Source organism: Allokutzneria sp. NRRL B-24872 (assembly GCF_002155965.1).
GTDB lineage: Bacteria > Actinomycetota > Actinomycetes > Mycobacteriales > Pseudonocardiaceae > Allokutzneria.
Genome location: NZ_MUMH01000042.1, coordinates 1 through 16689, shown reverse-complemented (window position 1 = coordinate 16689; position 16689 = coordinate 1). Strand labels below are relative to the sequence as shown.

The 16689-nt window shown below is 68.8% G+C and carries 12 protein-coding genes; 9 read left to right on the top strand and 3 right to left on the bottom strand.

The window, feature by feature from the left end:
* Nucleotides 1-74: 74 nt before the first annotated feature.
* The 6 genes from CCN37_RS11880 (at nucleotide 75) to CCN37_RS11855 (ending at nucleotide 6364) form a co-directional block, all read left to right on the top strand.
* On the top strand, nucleotides 75-2708 hold the full coding sequence (locus CCN37_RS11880; protein WP_246842962.1) for a valine--tRNA ligase: 2634 nt from the start codon (nucleotides 75-77) through the stop codon (nucleotides 2706-2708).
* 105 nt (nucleotides 2709-2813) lie between these two features.
* Nucleotides 2814-4193 carry a folylpolyglutamate synthase/dihydrofolate synthase family protein gene (locus CCN37_RS11875; protein WP_086820796.1) on the top strand — a complete coding sequence of 460 codons (1380 nt, stop codon included), beginning with the start codon at nucleotides 2814-2816 and terminating at the stop codon, nucleotides 4191-4193.
* Between the two features lie 166 nt (nucleotides 4194-4359).
* Nucleotides 4360-4749, top strand: coding sequence for a DUF4233 domain-containing protein (locus CCN37_RS11870; protein ID WP_086820795.1), 390 nt, complete (start codon nucleotides 4360-4362; stop codon nucleotides 4747-4749).
* A gap of 35 nt (nucleotides 4750-4784) precedes the next feature.
* Nucleotides 4785-5489: a M50 family metallopeptidase gene (locus CCN37_RS11865; protein WP_086820794.1), complete on the top strand. Its 705-nt coding sequence runs from the start codon at nucleotides 4785-4787 to the stop codon at nucleotides 5487-5489.
* Between the two features lie 92 nt (nucleotides 5490-5581).
* Nucleotides 5582-5998 (top strand): hypothetical protein, encoded by a 417-nt coding sequence (locus CCN37_RS11860; protein WP_143261569.1) that lies wholly within the window; start codon nucleotides 5582-5584, stop codon nucleotides 5996-5998.
* Nucleotides 5999-6001: 3 nt separating this feature from the next.
* The gene (locus CCN37_RS11855) at nucleotides 6002-6364 is read left to right on the top strand and encodes a hypothetical protein (RefSeq protein WP_143261568.1); all 363 of its coding nucleotides are present in this window, start codon (nucleotides 6002-6004) and stop codon (nucleotides 6362-6364) included.
* A gap of 193 nt (nucleotides 6365-6557) precedes the next feature.
* On the opposite strand, the gene CCN37_RS11850 is transcribed toward CCN37_RS11855, so the two are convergent.
* Both CCN37_RS11850 and CCN37_RS11845 read right to left on the bottom strand, forming a co-directional pair.
* Nucleotides 6558-9188: an exo 1,3/1,4-beta-D-glucan glucohydrolase gene (locus CCN37_RS11850; RefSeq protein ID WP_086820791.1), complete on the bottom strand. Its 2631-nt coding sequence runs from the start codon at nucleotides 9186-9188 to the stop codon at nucleotides 6558-6560.
* A gap of 130 nt (nucleotides 9189-9318) precedes the next feature.
* Nucleotides 9319-10197 (bottom strand): SPFH domain-containing protein, encoded by an 879-nt coding sequence (locus tag CCN37_RS11845; protein ID WP_168200636.1) that lies wholly within the window; start codon nucleotides 10195-10197, stop codon nucleotides 9319-9321.
* A gap of 133 nt (nucleotides 10198-10330) precedes the next feature.
* Between CCN37_RS11845 and CCN37_RS11840 the strand changes: the two genes are divergently transcribed.
* Both CCN37_RS11840 and pulA read left to right on the top strand, forming a co-directional pair.
* Entirely contained in the window at nucleotides 10331-12592 is a 2262-nt protein-coding gene (locus CCN37_RS11840; RefSeq protein WP_246842961.1) for a M64 family metallopeptidase, read from the top strand.
* A gap of 116 nt (nucleotides 12593-12708) precedes the next feature.
* Nucleotides 12709-15405, top strand: a complete 2697-nt coding sequence (gene pulA / locus CCN37_RS11835) for a pullulanase-type alpha-1,6-glucosidase (protein ID WP_086820789.1) — start codon at nucleotides 12709-12711, stop codon at nucleotides 15403-15405.
* On the opposite strand, the gene CCN37_RS11830 is transcribed toward pulA, so the two are convergent.
* Nucleotides 15398-15889: a helix-turn-helix domain-containing protein gene (locus CCN37_RS11830; RefSeq protein ID WP_086820886.1), complete on the bottom strand. Its 492-nt coding sequence runs from the start codon at nucleotides 15887-15889 to the stop codon at nucleotides 15398-15400. The genes pulA and CCN37_RS11830 overlap by 8 nt on opposite strands.
* Nucleotides 15890-15943: 54 nt before the next feature.
* On the opposite strand from CCN37_RS11830, the gene CCN37_RS11825 reads away from it, so the two are divergent.
* Nucleotides 15944-16689, top strand: a 746-nt coding sequence (locus tag CCN37_RS11825) for an SGNH/GDSL hydrolase family protein (protein ID WP_143261573.1), incomplete at its 3' end; no start/stop codon positions are given.

Below are 16689 nucleotides of genomic sequence, written 5' to 3'. Positions count from 1 at the left end.
GCTAACAGCGTGGCCGGTCAGCGCGGGCGATGTCGGATGAAACCGTTTCTCGGCGCTCCGTAAACTCTCCAGGTGTGACCGAGACCCTTCCGCACCAGGCCAGCACCGAACTCCCCGCGCAGTGGGACCACGCGCGGGTAGAGGGCGAGCTGTACCAGCGGTGGGTGGACCGGGGCTACTTCACCGCGCGCCCGGACAGCGAGCGCCCGCCGTTCTCCATCGTCATCCCGCCGCCCAACGTCACCGGCAGCCTGCACATCGGGCACGCGCTGGACCACTCGCTGATCGACACGCTCGTCCGCTGGCGCCGCATGCAGGGCTACGACGCGCTGTACCTGCCCGGCATGGACCACGCGAGCATCGCCGTGCACACGCTGGTGGAGAAGCAGCTCGTCGCCGAGGGCACCTCCCGGCGCGAGCTCGGTCGCGAGGCGTTCATCGAGCGCACCTGGCAGTGGAAGAACGAGTACGGCGGCAAGATCCTCGACCAGATGCGCCGCCTCGGCGAGAGCGTCGACTGGACGCGCGAGGCGTTCACCATGGACGAGTCCCGCGGCCGCGCGGTCCAGACGATGTTCAAGCGGCTCTACGACGACGGCCTGATCTACCGCGCCGAGCGGCTGGTCAACTGGTCGCCCGCCGCGCAGTCGGTGCTCTCCGACGCCGAGGTCGACCACAAGGAGGTCGAGGGCGAGCTGGTGTCCATGCGCTACGGCGACGGGGACGCCTCGATCGTCGTCGCGACCACGCGCGTGGAGACGATGCTCGGTGACACCGCCGTCGCGGTGCACCCCGACGACGAGCGCTACAAGCACCTCGTCGGCACGCTGATCACCCAGCCGCTGACCGGCAGGCAGATCCCGGTCGTGGCCGACGACTACGTCGACCCCGAGTTCGGCTCCGGCGCCGTCAAGATCACCCCGGCGCACGACCCGAACGACTTCGAGCTGGGCAAGCGGCACGGCCTGCCGATGCCGACGATCATGGACGAGCAGGGCCGGATCGCGAACTCCGGCACCCGCTTCGACGGCATGGACCGCTTCGAGGCGCGGGTGGCCATCCGCGAGGCGCTGCGCGAAGAGGGCCGCATCGTCGCGGAGAAGCGGCCGTACCTGCACAGCGTCGGGCACAGCGAGCGCGGCAAGGAGCCGATCGAGCCGCGCCTGTCCCTGCAGTGGTTCGTCAACGTCGGGCCGCTGGCCAAGGCCGCCGGCGACGCCGTGCGCGACGGCAGGGTCAACGTGCACCCGGCCGACATGACCAAGCGGTACCTGGACTGGACCGACAACCTGCACGACTGGTGCATCTCGCGGCAGCTGTGGTGGGGCCACCGCATCCCGGTGTGGCACGGGCCGAACGGCGAGATGGTCTGCGTCGGTCCTGACGAGCAGCCGCCGACGGGTCCGGGCTGGCGCCAGGACGAGGACGTCCTCGACACCTGGTTCTCCTCCGGGCTGTGGCCGTTCTCCACCATGGGCTGGCCGGACAAGACCGAGGACCTGGCCAAGTACTACCCGACCAGCGTCCTGGTCACCGGCTACGACATCATCTTCTTCTGGGTCGTCCGGATGATGATGTTCGGCCTGTACGCCATGGACGGCGTCCCCCCGTTCCACACCATCGCCCTGCACGGCATGGTCCGCGACGGCCTCGGGCGCAAGATGTCCAAGACCCTCGGCAACGGCGTCGACCCGATCGAGTGGATGGACCGCTACGGCACCGACGCCGTCCGCTTCGCGATGGTCCGCGGCGCCAACCCGGGCACCGACGTGCCGATGAGCGAGGAGTGGGTCGGCGGCGCCCGCAACTTCTGCACGAAGCTGTGGAACGCCACGCGCTTCGCGATGATCAACGGCGCCAAGGTCGTCGCCAACCCGCCCACGGTCGCCGAGCTGACCGACGCGGACCGGTGGGTCCTCGGCCGCCTCGACGAGCTGACCGCGGAGATGAACGCCTACCTGGAGGACTTCCAGTTCGCGAAGTCCACCGAGGCGCTCTACCACTTCGTGTGGGACGAGTTCTGCGACTGGTACGTGGAGCTGGCCAAGGTCCAGCTGGCCGACGAGACCCAGGTGGAGCAGACCCGCGCGGTCCTCGGCCACGTGCTCGACACCGTGCTGCGGCTGCTGCACCCGGTCGCGCCGTTCATCTCCGAGCAGCTGTGGACCACCCTCACCGGCAACGAGTCCCTCGTGGTCGCGCCGTGGCCCGCGCCGTCCGGGCGGTTGGGTGACACGGGGTCCGCCGAGCGCGTCGCCTCCGTGCAGAAGCTCGTCACCGAGATCCGCCGCTTCCGCTCCGACCAGGGCCTCAAGCCGAGCCAGAAGGTCTCCGCCCGGCTGGTCGGCATCGACGCGGCCGGGCTGGGCGGCCTGGAGAAGGCGCTGCGCTCGCTGGTGCGGCTGACCGAGCCCGGTGACTCCTTCGCCGCGTCGGCCTCCTTCGAGCTGGGCCTGCGCTCCGGCGCCGTCACCGTGGAGCTCGACCTCTCCGGGGCGATCGATGTCGAGGCCGAGCGCAAGCGCCTGGCCAAGGACCTCGCCGTCGCGGAGAAGGAGTTCGCGGGCACCGACGCCAAGCTCAACAACCCCAAGTTCACCGACAAGGCCCCGGCCGAGGTGGTGGAGAAGATCCGCGCGCGGCGCGAGGCGGCCCAGGCCGACATCGACCGGATCAACGCGCGCGTCGCCAGCCTCCCGCAGGCCTAGTCGCCGTCGGTGGTGCCCGGGGGCGAGGGACATATGCGCCGGTCGTAGACTTGGCGGACGTGAACCGGACCCCCGTGCACCGAACCCCGTCGGGGGAGTGACGAAGTGCCTCGAACCGATCCCGCCGCCCTCGCCGCCTACGCCGCGGTCGAGGCCGAGCTGAACCAGCGCTGGCCGGAGACGAAGCTCGAACCGTCCCTGGACCGCATCCGCGCCCTGGTCGACCTGCTGGGCGAGCCGCAGCGCTCCTACCCGGTGCTGCACCTCACCGGCACCAACGGCAAGACCTCCACCTCGCGGATGCTGGACGCGCTGCTGACCGGTCTCGGACTGCGCACCGGCCGCTACACCAGCCCGCACCTCCAGCTGGCCACCGAGCGCATCAGCGTCGACGGGGCGCCGATCAGCGTCGAGCGCTACGTCGAGGTCTACCGCGACATCGAGCCGTACCTGGGCATGGTCGACAAGGCCTCCCAGGACGCCGGGCAGCCGCAGCTGAGCAAGTTCGAGGTGCTGACCGCGATGGCCTTCGCCGCCTTCGCCGACGCCCCGGTCGACGCGGCCGTGGTCGAGGTCGGCCTCGGCGGCTCGTGGGACGCCACGAACGTGGCCGACGGACAGGTGTCTCTGATCACACCGATCGGCGTCGACCACGTCGAGTTCCTGGGCGATGACGTGCTCAAGATCGCCGAGGAGAAGGCCGGGATCATCAAGCCCGGCTCGGTCGCGGTGCTCGCGGAACAGACCAGCGAGGTGGCCGCCGTCCTCCTCAAGCGGTGCGTCGAGGTGGACGCCACGGTGGCCCGGCAGGGCATGGAGTTCGGCGTGCTGGAGCGCGAGGTCGCCGTCGGCGGGCAGATGCTGAAACTGCAAGGTCTCAGCGGCGTCTACGACGAGATCTTCCTGCCACTGCACGGTGAACACCAGGCGAAGAACGCCTCGCTCGCGCTGGCCGCCGTCGAGGTCTTCTTCGGCGCCGGACCGGATCGGCAGCTCGACATCGAAGCCGTTCGGGTGGCTTTCGCGGGGGTCTCCACGCCTGGGCGGATGGAGCGGATGAGGGCCGCACCTGCGGTTCTGGTCGACGCGGCGCACAATCCACATGGTGCCCGCGCCCTCGCGGCCACCATCACTAGTGAGTTCGCGTTCCGTCGACTGATCGCTGTAGTCGGGGTGATGCGCGACAAGGATGCTTCCGGCATCCTGTCAGAGCTGGAACCGGTGGTCTCCGAAGTGGTGCTCACCCAGAACTCGTCCCCGCGCGCGATGGACGCCGACGAACTCGCCGGCATCGCCCGCTCGGTGTTTGGCGAGGACCGCATCGTCGTCGAGCCCAGGCTCGAAGACGCTATCGAGGTCGGCGTGCAGCTGGCCGAGGAGACCGACTCCCCGGACGAAGTCCTGTCCGGCGGCGGTGTGCTGATCACCGGTTCCGTGATCACAGCTGGGGATACCCGCGCACTTTTTGGCAAGGAGCCGTCATGAAGTCCTGTTCCCGTCCCACGACGCCGGCACACACGGCCAACCGGGACGCCGAGTTCGATGATCGTCCCTGGCGCGTCGTCCGCGGGTTCTCCGTGGTCAAGGCCGCCCAGGAGCGCGCCATGCGGTCCGTCGTAGCGGGTGGTCCCGCCAACCGGCGGCGCTCGCGATGACAGAGGCGCCGACGACGCCCGGCCCCCAGGTGCGGCGGAAGGACCCCTGGAAGGGGCTCCGCGGCATCCAGGCGGGAACTCTGGTGATGGAGGCGATCACGGTGGCGCTGTCGCTGCTGGTCATCGCCAAGTTCGACGGCATCACCAGCCTGGGCGCCATTCTGGTCGGCGCGCTCGCGGTGGCGATGGTCGTGGCCAGCGGGGTTCAGGGCAAGCCGTGGGGCGTCGGCCTCGCGGTCGCCCTGCAGGTCCTGATGATCGCCTGCGGTTTCGTGGTTTTCGCCCTTGGCGTGCTCGGAGTGGTGTTCGCCCTGGTCTGGGGCGCGCTGCTGTGGCTGCGCCAGGATCTCCGACGTCGAGAGGCCGCGCAGGCCGCGGCCTCCTGACGCCTGCCCTCCACCCCTTCTGCTAACAGTGGGGGGTGGACTTCTGGACGGAACTCATCGGGAACCAGGCCGCGCCACCGCCGCCGGTCGTCCTGGTGACGGGTGCGCTCGCCCTGGTCGTGGTGCTCTCGGGCACGCCGTGGCGGCTCGCCCGCAACATCATCACCATCGTGCACGAGGCCGGGCACGCGCTGATCGCGGTCCTGGTCGGCAGGCGGCTGAGCGGGATCAGGTTGCACTCGGACACCTCGGGTGTGACCGTCTCGCGCGGCCGTCCCACCGGCCCCGGCATGGTGTTCACCTCGCTGGCCGGCTACATCGCGCCGTCCCTGGTCGGCCTGGGCTTCGCCGCGCTGCTCGGCTCGTCGCGGATCACCCTGCTGCTGTGGGTGTGCACGGCGGTGCTGCTGCTCATGCTGATCATGGTGCGCAACGCCTACGGCGCACTGGTGCTGCTCGTCACCGGCGGCGCGCTGGTGTCGGTGTCGCTGCTGACCACCAGCGGCGTTCAAGCGGCCTTCGCCTACCTGATCACGTGGTTCCTGCTGCTCGGCGGCGTGCGCCCGGTCAGTGAGCTCCAGCGCAAGCGCAGCCGCGGCCGCGCGCGCGATTCCGACGCCGACCAGCTCGCCCGGCTCACCAGCACGCCCGCCATCACGTGGGTGCTGGTCTTCTTCGTCGTCACCCTCGGCTCACTCGGCCTCGGCACCGCGTGGATGCTCACCGGCATCCTCTTCTGACCCAGAACGGGATTGTCAGAGGCGCTCGCTAAGTTATTCGCGCGCCACGCGATCCCGTTGTTCACTTCTACGCCTATTGTTGTCAGGAAGAGGTGCGCAAATCCGCCAACAGCGCCATGATGGGTTTGTTGGCGGGGTCGCGCATTGCGGAGCACTTCCTCAGTCTCACCGAGGGCTGTGAGCACCTGCTGCCGACGATCTTCCCTACGGTTGATCACATTCAGCGGTTCAACCTCACCTCCGGCAAGGCTCGCGAGGTGCTGCAGAACGCGGACACCTACCTGGGGACGATGGCTGTGCCCTACGCGCTGGCCATCCACGAGGACTTCCTCAGGACGTGCGTGGCGCCGACCGGGGCCGCTGCAGGCGGCATCAGTGCCGCTGGGCTGCACTCCGAGTTGCAGAACATCACCGGTGGGACGTTCCACGTCGACTCGGTCCGGCAGTTCCACGTGCTGCGCGAGATGCGCAACGCCGCCATTCACAGCGGGGGCAGGATCGACCATTGAGTGGTGAACAGGGCAGCGCAACTGGGGACGCGCGCGGTTGCCGCGTGGAAGAAAGTGGTGGGGCGTTCTCCAGTTGACCTAGTCGCCGGTGACATTGTGGAGCTCGGTGTCGGTGAGCTTTTCTTGACCCTGGCTGCGACGAAGGTTCTTGCGCGTCAGGCAAACTCGATGCTCATTCCGGCGTTGACTCCGGAACAGTGGGCCGATGAGGCCGTGCGTGATTTTCGCGAGAACGGCCCTGTCGACTCGGCGAAGCCGCATCGGCTGCGCAAGCTCGTCGGCTGGCACCGGTTCCACTACCAGGCTGTCCCGTTGACAGAGGTGCAACTTCGGGACGCTGCGGCCCGGTGCGGCCTCCCTCTGTAACGGCAGAAGGGCCAGCCGTGTGGCCGGCCCTTCTGAGTAAAAACGGGGGCTCTGCTTGAGCTACACCGGCTTTCGCCGGGCCGGGACTCGCACCTCGGACCTCCCCGCTCCGGTTCCGGAGTTTCCACTTGGGCGCTGTCGGCGGGGTGGTCCGCCGCTCAGCCGGAAAGCTGGCTTCGAGTTCCTGTACCGGCTACGTGAGGTCCGTGCACTTCTTGGCGTCCGGGTCCGCTCCGGCCTTGGGGACCCAGCGGACGTTGGCGAAGGACGCCTGGAACGCGGCGTCGGTGTAGACCAGGAACGGGGTGTTGACGGTCTCCGGGTCCAGGCCCTTCTCGGCGAAGCAGGCGATCGGGATCTTCACCGTGGACTTGGTGCCGACGGGCAGGTCGGTGAAGAGCTTGGTCGCGGCGACCTCGCCCTGGCACGGGTAGACGCAGTGCGAGCTGATCACGGTGCGGCCCGCGGGTTTCTGGCCGACGATCACGTCGAAGGTCAGCGCGGCGTTGGCGTTGAGGTAGCCGCGCAGATCGGTGCCGCCAGCGGGGTTCTGCAGGAAGACCTGGCCGGGCGCGGAGCCGTTCCAGGTGACCTTGAGGCCGTCGCCCTGCACGTTCACGTCGGTCGGGACGGTGTTGATCGACGCGTGCGACGCGGTGCCGTCGGGGCCGATCTCGGTGCCGCCCCAGTTCTCCGGGGAGCCGATGAAGCTCTTGTACGGCGCGATGTCCTGGCGCACGAAGACTTCCAGGTCCTCGTCGGCCTCGCCGCCGCCACCGCCGCCGCAGTTGGCGGGCGAGGTCTCGGGGAGCTTGCCGACCTTGCCGGTCTCCCAGTTGTGCAGGCCGTGGCCGAGTCGGAACAGCGGGTCGTAGCCTGCGTTCTCCGGGTTCAGCGGGGTCTGGCACGCCTCCTTCGGCCACGAGTACGGCAGCTTGCCGGTGTAGCCGATGCCGGTGTTCCACCCGCGCACCAACATGTCCGCGACGCCACCGCCCTCGGTGCCGGGCAGCCACGCGGCGACGAAGGCGTCGGAGCGGTTGAGCTCCTTGTTGACGTGCATCGGGCGCCCGGAGACGTAGACGGTCACGACCGGTGTGCCCTTGCCGCTGACCTTGTCGAGCACGGCGAGGTCGTTCGGGTAGAGCTTGGCGGCCTCCAGCGTGCGCTTGCCGATGTCGCCGTTGCCCTCCGCGTACGGGGTTTCACCGATCACGGCGATCACGGCGTCGAAGCCCTTGGGGTCGACGTCACCGTTCTCGCTGAAGGTCACGTTGGCCTTGCCGAGCGCGTCCTTCAGTCCACCAAGAATGGTGGTGCCGTTGGGGAAGTCGGCGTTGGTGTTGCCGGTGCCCTGCCAGGTGAGCGTCCAGCCGCCGGTCTGGTTCTGCATGCTGTCGGCGCTCTTGCCGACGACGAGGACCTTGGCGCGCGGCGACAGCGGAAGGACGCGGTTGTCGTTCTTCAGCAGCACCTGCGACTTGCGCACGGCCTCGCGGGCGATCTTGCGCGCGTCCTTGGCGTCGGGCTTGCCCGCGTGTGCGCGAGCGGAGGGCTTGGGCGCGTCGAGCACACCGGCACGAGCCTTGACGCGGAGGATGCGGGTGACGGCGTCGTCGATGCGCGCCAACGGGATCTGGCCGCTCTCGACCTGCGCGGTCGTGTTGGCGATGAACGCCTTCCAGTCGTGCGGGACCATGAAGACGTCGATGCCGGCGTTGACCGCGCGGGCGCAGCTGGCGTTGGTGCAGCCCTCGACCTGGCCGTGGCCGTTCCAGTCGGAGACCACGACGCCGTCGAAGCCGATCTTGTTCTTGAGGATGTCGTTGAGCAGCAGCTTGCTGCCGTGGATCTTGCCCTCGGTGATGCCGAGCTCGGGGTTGGTCCAGCTGTTGAACGAGGCCATCACGGTCTGCGCGCCCGCGGCGAGCGCGCCGTAGTAGCCCTGCCCGTGCGTGTTGATCATGTCGGCCTTGGACGAGGGGTTCACGCCCTGGTCCTTGCCGCCCTGGGTGCCGCCATCACCGATGAAGTGCTTGGCGGTGGCGATCACACCGTCGGCGCCGATGCCCCTGGGATTGTTGCCCTGCAAGCCTCTCACGGCCTCGTAGCCGTAGGCGCGGGTGATCCTCGGGTCCTCGGAGAAGCCCTCGTAGGTGCGGCCCCAGCGGTCGTCCTTCACCACGGCCAGCGTCGGCGCGAAGGCCCAGTCCTGGCCGGTCGCGCGGACCTGCTCGGCGGTGGCCTGGCCGATGTCGCGGATCAGGCACGGGTCCTGCGCGGCGCCGAGGCCGATGTTGTGCGGGAAGACCGTGGTGCCGAAGACGTTGTTGTTGCCGTGCACCGCGTCGATGCCCCAGATGGCCGGGATCTTGGTGCGGCTGCTGACCGAGGCCTGCCAGTACGCGTCGGCCAGGTCGAGCCACTGCTTCGGCGTCGCGTGCTTGTTCTTGTCCGGCCAGGAACCGCCGCCGTTGAGCACGGTGCCGATGGAGTACTGCTTGACCTCCTCCGGCGTGATCGCGGCGATCTCCGGCTGGGTCATCTGACCGATCTTCTCGGCCAGGGTCATGCCCTTGAGCAGCCCGGCGACGCGGCGCTCCACGGCGGCGTTGTCGGTGATGCCGCTGCGCACCTTGGGCCAGTCGGAGTAGGTCGGCAGCTTCTGGTCGATCCGGGCGCAGCCGTTCCAGCCGAGGTCGGGCTTGCCGACGACGGGTTGCCGCGCGGTGTCGGGCGCGGGGGCGGCCTGTGCCAGCCCCGGTGCCGTGCTCAGCCCCAGCAGGGCGGCGAGCCCCACGGCGAGCAGACGTGATCTGGCCATGACGATCCGATCTTGAGCGGGACACGGTCAGGAGGCGGCGGCGCCGATCCTGACCGTCCCGTCACGGCCGTGTCAAGGTTTTCATGAAAGCGCTCTCATGGGTCCAGGCTGGGCGTATGCCCTACTCCGCTCACTTCGGCTGGACGATGATGGGCGAGCCCTGGGGCACCGGGAGGACCTGGACCTTGCCCGATTTGATCGCCTCGTTCACCGCCTGCTGCTGCTGGTACTGCTGGTAGCCCGCGATGCCGCCGGGGAAGTTCGCCGCGGCCTGCTTGTCCACCTCCGCGGCCTGGCTGCGCAGCTCGGCGGCCTGCTTGTCGGTGAGGCCCTGGACGAGGGCGGGCTGGATGCTCGGCTTCTGCAGCAGCACCGAGTTGATCGTGATCAGCTCCACGCCGAGGGTGAGCGTCTTGAGCGTGGCGGGCAGCTGCGTGAGCACGTCCTTCTCCCACTGCGCCTTGGAAGCGGCGTCGGTGTAGAGCTTCTGCCACGGGTACTTCAGCGCCTCGTTGTCGGTCGCGCGGTCCAGCGCGGCGCCGACGTAGTTGCGCAGCAGGGACGTCCAGCCCGGCTTCATCTGCTCGCCGCCGTCGTCCGGGGCCGCGTCGTACTTGTAGGCGATCAGCTCGTGGAACATCTGGAGCTTGCCGCCGGGCCACTTCTTGCCACCGGGGTCGGTGAACGCGGCGCAGTCGGTGTTCAGGGTGAACTTCACCGTGCCGGTCACCTTGATCTCCTGCGAGTCCTGCGTCGTGGAGGTCAGCGGAGCGGAGTCGATGCCGTCGCCCTCGCCGAAGGTGAAGTCCCGCTGGCCGGCGGGGTAGTAGTAGTGGTCGTCGTTGACGTCGCTGAAGTCGAGGTCGTTCTCGCACTCCACGAAGTTGCGCGAGTCGAAGGGGCCGTTGCCGTACTGCAACGACACCTCGCTGGAGGTCGGGTTGGCGATCGAGCAGCCCGTGGCGAACAAGGCCAGGGCGAGCAGGGTGACACTGGCACGGGTCCTCATTTCCGCTTGGTACCACGGAATTCGCGGGACCCCTCCCGCTCTGCCCAAGTCCAGATCCGATCGGTAGGACTCCGTCATGAAGGGGCCATGAGGGGGATAGGCGGGGCGGCCTCGCGTACCTAGGCTCGGCGATGTGCTGAGCCGAATCGCGGGCCTTGTCGGAGCGTTGACGATCGTGCTGAGCGGGGTGCCCGCGCAGGCCCAGGCCGCCGACCCGCCGGGGACCGTCGTGCCCGTGCAGGTCACCGGCGACCCGGCGAAGCGCTTCAACCTGGTGATCGTGCCGGACGGCTACACCGCAGCCGAGCTGCCGAAGTTCCGCGAGCACGTGAACAAGCACCTCAACGTGATGTGGACGCTGGAGCCGTTCAAGTCCTACCGCAGCTACGTCAACGTGTACACGGTGGAGGTCGCTTCGCCGGAGTCCGGTGTCAGCTGCGACCCGAACCTCACGTCGCCGCAGAAGAAAACGCCGCTGCGCATGGGTTTCTGGGGCGGTTGCAACACATCGAGCGTGCAGCGACTGCTCACAGTGGACAGTGCGGCGGTGAACCGGTACGCCGATCTGGTCACGGGCACCTCGGGCTCGAACCGCCAGCTACTGGCCATAGCGAACAGCGACACCTACGGCGGCGCTGGCGGGACGTACGCGACGGCCTCCGGTGGGAACGCGTTGTCCGCGCTCATCACGCCGCACGAACTCGGGCACTCACTGGGCAAGCTCGACGACGAGTACGACTACTACCAGCGCGGAGTTCGCGGCGGGACGTTTGCCGGAGGCGAGCCGGGCTCGGTGCACCACACGCTGCTGACCGAACAGCAGATGAAGGACCAGCAGAAGAAGTGGTGGCGCTGGCTCGGTGAACCGAGCGAGTCGGGCGGTGTTATCGGTCGCTACGAAGCCGGACTCTATGCCAGCAAAGGGGTTTGGCGGCCCAGCGCGCACTCGATGATGAAGACGCTCGGCTACTACTTCGACCAGCCGAGCCGCGAGCGGATGACCGAGAAGCTGTCCGCGAAGACCACGCTCATCCAAGACGGCACGCCGGACGCGAAGCCGATCGGGGCGGATCGCGTGGTGTGGGTGGAGCCGCAGCACCCGGTCAGCCACCGGCTCGACGTCACGTGGACGCTGGACGGGAAACCCTTGGACACCAAGGGAAGTCGCGCGGTCGACCTCTCCGCGCTGAAGCTCGCTCCGGGCAAGTACGCGCTCACCGCGACCGTGGTCGACCCGACGGAGTTCGTCCGCGATCCCGCGATCCGCGCGGCGTTGACGAAGCGCCGGACGTGGTCCGTGGACACCTCCATCACCACGTCGCGCGAGCCCGTCACGGTCGACTTCCTCGCGTCGACGCCGACCGATCGTCCTGTTGGCGCAACGGATGTCGTGTACGTGCAGACCTCGCGTCCTGTTGCGCAGCAGCCTGAAGTGACGTGGAAGCTCGACGGCAAGCCGGTCAGCACCTCCGTCGACGGCCGCGATCTCGATCTCGGCGCGCTCCGGGTTGCGAAGGGGCAGCACACGCTCACCGCGACGGTGGGGGAGCGCACCCGGACTTGGACCGTCGACATCACGGGGCCGACTGTGCGGCAGGAGCTGTCCAAGCCGTTGCTCACCATCAACAAGCCCGGCAAGCCCGCCGAGTACGTGTTCAACGGCCCGTTCACCATGCGGCTCACGGCGACCGACAACGCCAAGGGCTTCGTCGTGCCCGAGTTCCGCACCAACGGCGACGGGTGGTTCAACTACTTCGGCTGGCCGACTGACGCGTCGAAGCCGTTCCTGTTCACTCCCAACGGAACCGTCATCGACGACCTCGTTTACGGCAAGCTCGGCAAGCCGCGACTGTCCCCTTGGGACGATGTGCCGCCGGGGTATGGCAAGCACACCATCGAGTACCGTGCGATCGATCCTGCGGGCAACATCGGCGGTTCCGAGCAGTTCGGCGTGACGCTGCTGCGTGAGCCCCCCGCGTGCACCGCGACGATCACGGGCCGTCGCGTGGGGCCGCTGAACATCAGCTCTGGCGTCACGTGTCTCGACCGTGCCGACGTGATCGGGCCGGTGACCGTGGCTGCTGGGGCTTCGCTGGTTGCCACCGGCTCCTCGATCGTTGGCCCGGTGTCGTCCTCCGGCGCGGCGAACGTGCACCTGCTGGACAGCAACGTCACGGGCTCGGTCGAGGTCAGGGGCACCGCGGGCGAGGTGACCGTGGTCGGCGGTCGGGTCAACGGGTTGGTGCGCTTGGCGGACAACGGGGCGCCGGTGTTGGCCGGAACCCTGGTCCACGGGGTCATCCAGTGCTCCGGGAACGCTTCGGCGCCGTCGAACCTCGGGGCTCCGGTTCCCGGGATCGGCGCGGCGCTCGGGCAGTGCGCGTCGCTGCGATGAGGCCGATCGGGTAAGCAAGCTTTTGCGGCCCGCCAAGCCTTGATCTGGCTTGGCGGGCGTGGAAACCTGCGGTTTCCCTGCTCTTAGGCTGCAAAAGTTTGCGACAAGGAGGTCGCATGACTCGGCGACCGCTGGCCGTGTTGCTAGCTGCGTCCGTGACCGCCGCGCTCTTCGCGGTTCCGGCGGCAGCGGCTCCGGTCGAGACGGACCTGACCAAGGCGAAGGCGATCTGGGTCGGCCGCGACCACGTCGTGTGGAACGGACCGACGACCGCCGGAGAACACGAGCTGCGGCACGACCCGCAGGGCTCGATCAAGGTCGTCAACGGCCGCGTCGAAGGCGGGACGCCGATCGCGTTGCGGCCGGAGCCGAACGGGTTGCCCGCCGGGATCGCGGCGAAGTTCCCGCACCTGCGCGGAAAACCCGTCTACAAGCTCGCCAGCTCGGCGACTGCGGCGGAGGCTCTGCGCGGCCAGGTCGTCGCCGCTCATCGTGAAGGCGGGGTGCTGAAGGACGCGACGAGCGTGCAGATCGCGGGCGTGCTCGACGATCTGTATGCGGCGCAAGCAAGTCAGCGCACGTATGGGCCTACCTTCTCTGGTGCGCAAGCAACTCTGCGGGTCTGGGCGCCCACCGCGCGCTCGGTGAAGCTGCGCCTGTTCGACTCGGTTTCCGCTCAGCCGCAGGTGCTCGACCTCGCGCGAGACGCGGCTTCGGGATCGTGGGTGGGCACGGGTGCTTGGCGCGACAAGTACTACCAGTTCGAGGTTTCCGCCTGGCAGCCCGCGACGCAGCGTGTGGAGACGGTCGCGGTCACCGACCCGTACTCCCTTGCGCTGAGCGTGGACTCGACGCGTTCGCAGGTTGCGGACCTCGCCGAAGCGCGGACGATGCCGGGCGGCTGGCAGGCCGATGTGGCGAAGGGGCTCGGCGACGATCCGACCGAGCACGCGATCACCGAGCTGCACGTGCGGGACTTCTCGATCGCCGACTCCTCGGTGCCGGATAACGATCGCGGTACGTACAAAGCCTTCACCCACCGCGACTCCATCGGCATGAAGCACCTGAAGCGGTTGGCGCAGGCGGGAATGGACACCGTCCACTTCCAACCCACGTTCGACATCGCCACGATCCCGGAGCGCCGCGCCGACCAGGCGAAGCCCGCGTGCGACCTCGCGTCCTTGCCCGCCGACTCCGACCAGCAGCAGGCGTGCGTCGGCGCGGTCGCGGCGAAGGACGGCTTCAACTGGGGCTACGACCCGCTGCACTACGACGTGCCCGAGGGCTCCTACGCCACGCCCGACGCGCAGTCCGGCTGGGCGCGGTCGAAGCAGTACCGCGAGATGGTGAAGTCCTTGCACGACAACGGTAACCGCGTTGTGGTGGATGTCGTGTACAACCACACGGCGGCTTCCGGCAACGCGGCGCACTCCGTGCTGGACCGAGTCGTTCCCGGCTACTACCAACGGTTGCTGGACGACGGGTCGGTCGCGAACTCCACGTGCTGTGCGAACACCGCGTCGGAGAACGCCATGATGGGCAAGCTCGTCGTGGACTCCGTCGTGCGATGGGCTCGCCTGTACAAAGTGGACGGTTTCCGGTTCGACCTGATGGCCCACCACCCCAAGGCGAACATCCTCGCGGTGCGGTCCGCGTTGAACGCGCTCACCGTGGTGAAGGACGGCGTGGACGGCAAGCGCGTCCACCTCTACGGCGAGGGTTGGGACTTCGGCGAGGTCGCGGGCAACGCGCGCTTCGAGCAGGCCAGCCAGGTCAACATGGCCGGGACCGGCGTCGGCACGTTCTCCGATCGGCTTCGCGACGCGGTGCGCGGCGGTGGCCCGTTCGACGGTGACCCGCGTGTGCAGGGGCTCGGCTCGGGGCTGGCCGGAACGCCGAACGGTTCGCCTGCCAATGGTTCTGCGGAACAGCAGGCGGCGAGGCTGACGAACTACACCGACCTCGTGAAGCTCGGCATGGCGGGCAACGGCGCGAACTTCCGCTTCCGTTCCACCGCTGGACAAGACGTCAACGGCCGCGACGTTTCGTACAACGGCAGCGCTGCGGGCTACGCGGCTTCGCCGGTCGAGGCGGTCACGTACTCCGACGCGCACGACAACGAGGCGCTGTACGACACGCTCGCTTTCAAGCTGCCGCAAGGCACTTCGATGGCCGATCGCGTCCGCATGCAGGTGGTCGCGCTCGCCCCGACCCTGCTCGGACAAGGGCAGCCGTTCGTGCTCGCGGGCACGGAGTTCCTGCGCTCGAAGTCCATGGACCGCAACAGCTACGACTCCGGCGACTGGTTCAACCGCTACGACCCGTCGCTGCGCACTTCGGGCTTCGGTGGAGGCCTTCCGCCTGCGCGCGACAACCAGGACAAGTGGCCGTACTCCAAGCCGCTACTGGCCGACCCTGCGCTCCGACCGTCCACTTCGGACATGCAGACCTCGTTGGACCGCACCGTGGACCTGTTGCGGATCAGGAAGTCCTCGCCGCTGTTCACGTTGAAGGACCAGGCGATCGTGCAGCAGAAGCTGTCCTTTCCCGATCCCGGTCCGCAGGCCGAGGCGGGCGTTGTGGTGGCGCACCTCGACGACCTCGTCGGCGCAGGCGTGGACCCCAACCGCGAGGGCGTGCTCGTGGTGATCAACCCGAGGCCGACCGCGCAGTCCGTGCTGCTGCCGCCGGGAATCCCCTGGAAGCTGCACGAGATCCAGGCTGCGGGGACCGACCGGACGGTCAAGGAAGCAAGCACGGAGCGCGGCGTCGGGCAGATCCCGGCTCGCACCGTCGCGGTCTTCGTCAGGTGAAGCGGGCCTGAACCTCGGGCTTCCCGGCCAGCTCGGCCGGGAAGCCCGGCCCCATCCGCGCGCGCACCGAGTCGGCGGTGAACGGCTCGCCGCACTCCGAGCACACCGTCCTGGCGTGCGCGGCACTGCCGCACGAGTGCACGAGGTCGACGGGCTTGCCGTCCTCGCTGGTCAGCCACTTGTCGCCCCAGGTGACCATCGCCGCGAGCACCGGGAAGAAGTCCCGGCCCTTCTCCGTCAGCACGTACTCGTGGCGCGCGGGTTTGTCCTGGTAGGGGACGCGGTCCAGCAGGCCCTCCGCCGTCAGCCGGGCGAGCCGGTCGGCCAGCGTGTTGCGCGCGATGCCCAGCACGCGCTGGATCTCGTCGAAGCGGTGCACCTCGTAGAACACCTCGCGCAGCACCAGCGGTGTCCACCAGTCGCCGAGCAGGTCCATCGTCCTGGCGACCGAGCAGGGCATCCGTCCCAGAGCAGTCCGCTTCATCGGGGTCATACTAGGGTCATCTTGATGAACTGAGCTGGTTGGAGGGGTGTGCTCGTGTTTCAGCGCTACGTGGCCATCGGGGACAGCACGGTGGAGGGCCTCGACGACCCGGACGGCCGGGGTGGCTACCGGGGCTGGGCGAACCGCCTCGCCGAGAAGCTGGGCGAGGCCAACCCCGACCTGCTCTACGCCAACCTGGCCATCCGCGGCCGGACCAGCGAGCACGTGCGCGCCGACCAGCTCGAACCCGCGCTCGCCATGGAGCCCGACCTGGTAACCCTCGTCGCCGGCACCAACGACCTGCTCCGGCCGAAGTACTCGCTGCACGAGACCATGACGAACCTGCAGGTCATGCACACCGCGCTGATCGCGGCGGGGGCGCGGGTGCTCACCTTCACCATGCCCGACCTGACGCCGATCGCCCCGGTCACCAAGATCGTCCGCAAGCGGTTGCTCGCCTACAACGACGGCCTGCGCGTGCTGTGCCGCCGCACCGGCGCGACGCTCGTGCAGGTCGACCGCGAGCCCATCTGCGCCGACGCCCGGCTGTGGAGCGACGACCGCCTGCACGCGAACTCCCTCGGCCACGAGCGCATCGCCGCCGCGCTGGCGGAAGGGCTCGGCCTGCCCGGCTCCGACGGCACGTGGCGGGACGCGCTGCCGTCGCTGCCCGCGCCGAGGTGGCAGAACGTGGTCGCGGCCGAGATCGCGTGGCTGCGCAACCACTTCGGGCCGTGGATCGTGCGCCACGCCAAGGGCGTCTCCTCCGGCGACGGCGTCACCCCCAAGCGCCCCACCCT

What these genes read in the sequence shown, in the direction of transcription:
- CCN37_RS11845 (WP_168200636.1), bottom strand. Translation starts at nt 10,197, where the DNA reads ATGAGGACCCGTGCCAGTGTCACCCTGCTCGCCCTGGCCTTGTTCGCC.
- CCN37_RS11830 (WP_086820886.1), bottom strand. Translation starts at nt 15,889, where the DNA reads ATGAAGCGGACTGCTCTGGGACGGATGCCCTGCTCGGTCGCCAGGACG.
- CCN37_RS11850 (WP_086820791.1), bottom strand. Translation starts at nt 9,188, where the DNA reads ATGGCCAGATCACGTCTGCTCGCCGTGGGGCTCGCCGCCCTGCTGGGG.
- CCN37_RS11870 (WP_086820795.1), top strand. Translation starts at nt 4,360, where the DNA reads ATGACAGAGGCGCCGACGACGCCCGGCCCCCAGGTGCGGCGGAAGGAC.
- pulA (WP_086820789.1), top strand. Translation starts at nt 12,709, where the DNA reads ATGACTCGGCGACCGCTGGCCGTGTTGCTAGCTGCGTCCGTGACCGCC.